This is a genomic window from Streptomyces ziwulingensis (genome assembly GCF_039542605.1).
In the GTDB taxonomy this organism is placed as follows: domain Bacteria; phylum Actinomycetota; class Actinomycetes; order Streptomycetales; family Streptomycetaceae; genus Streptomyces; species Streptomyces ziwulingensis.
Map to the genome: position 1 here is coordinate 1 of NZ_BAABIG010000159.1, position 1,269 is coordinate 1,269.

1 protein-coding gene is annotated in these 1,269 nt (G+C 71.1%); it reads left to right on the forward strand.

From position 1 onward, the window contains the following. Positions 1-266: 266 nt before the first annotated feature. Positions 267-1,269, forward strand: a 1,003-nt coding sequence (locus ABEB00_RS35895) for an IS110 family RNA-guided transposase (protein ID WP_345624928.1), incomplete at its 3' end; no start/stop codon positions are given.

The following is a 1,269-nucleotide window of genomic DNA, read 5'->3' on the forward strand; positions in this document are numbered from 1 at the left end:
AGCCCCGTTATGTTTTTCGTGGTCCTGCAAGAGGGCCGCTGGCCTCCGGGCCCGGCATGACTGTTGCCCCCTGTCGAAGGCATGACCTGGGGGGTGGTGTCACCGGGCTCGGGAGGTGCCGTCGGAGACGCTGATCAGAGGTCCGGCCACCGTCCGGTCCGGCGTAATGCCGGACAGCTCCCGGGCGGCAGGTCTGCATAACGTGGATGCGCGAGCACGACACCACTGCCGAGGCCGGCACCATGAACACCCCTGGAAAGGGCGCGATGTTCGACACCGAAGACGTGGGCGTGTTCCTCGGCCTGGACGTCGGCAAGACGGCCCACCACGGCCACGGCCTCACCCCGGCCGGAAAGAAGGTCTTCGACAAGCCGCTGCCCAACAGCGAGCCGAAGCTGCGGGCCGTATTCGACAAACTGGCCGCGAAGTTCGGCACCGTCCTGGTGATCGTGGACCAGCCCGCCTCGATCGGCGCCCTGCCGCTGACCGTCGCCCGCGATGCGGGCTGCCAGGTCGCCTACCTGCCCGGACTGGCGATGCGCCGGATCGCCGACCTCTACCCGGGCGAGGCCAAGACCGACGCCAAGGACGCGGCAGTCATCGCCGACGCCGCCCGCACCATGCCGCACACCCTGCGCTCGCTGGAGCTCACCGACGAGATCACCGCCGAGCTGACCGTGCTCGTCGGCTTCGACCAGGACCTCGCCGCCGAGGCCACCCGCACCTCCAACCGGATACGCGGCCTGCTCACCCAGTTCCACCCCAGCCTCGAACGCGTCCTGGGCCCCCGCCTGGACCACCAGGCCGTCACCTGGCTGCTGGAGCGCCACGGCTCCCCGGCCGCCCTGCGCAAAGCCGGCCGCCGCAGACTCGTCGACCTGATCCGGCCCAAGGCCCCCCGCATGGCCCAGCGGCTGATCGACGACGTATTCGACGCACTGGACGAACAGACCGTCGTCGTCCCGGGCACCGGCACCCTCGACATCGTCATCCCCTCCCTGGCCGCCTCCCTGGCCGCCGTCCACACCCAGCGCCGGGCGATGGAAGCCCGGATCAACGCCCTGCTGGAGGCTCACCCTCTTTCCCCGGTCCTGACGTCGATGCCCGGCGTCGGCGTCAGGACCGCCGCAGTGCTGCTGGTCACCGTCGGCGACGGCACCGGCTTCCCCACCGCCGCCCACCTCGCCTCCTACGCCGGCCTCGCCCCGACCACGAAGGCGTCCGGCACCTCCATCCACGGCGAACACGCACCCCGAGGCGGGAACCGGC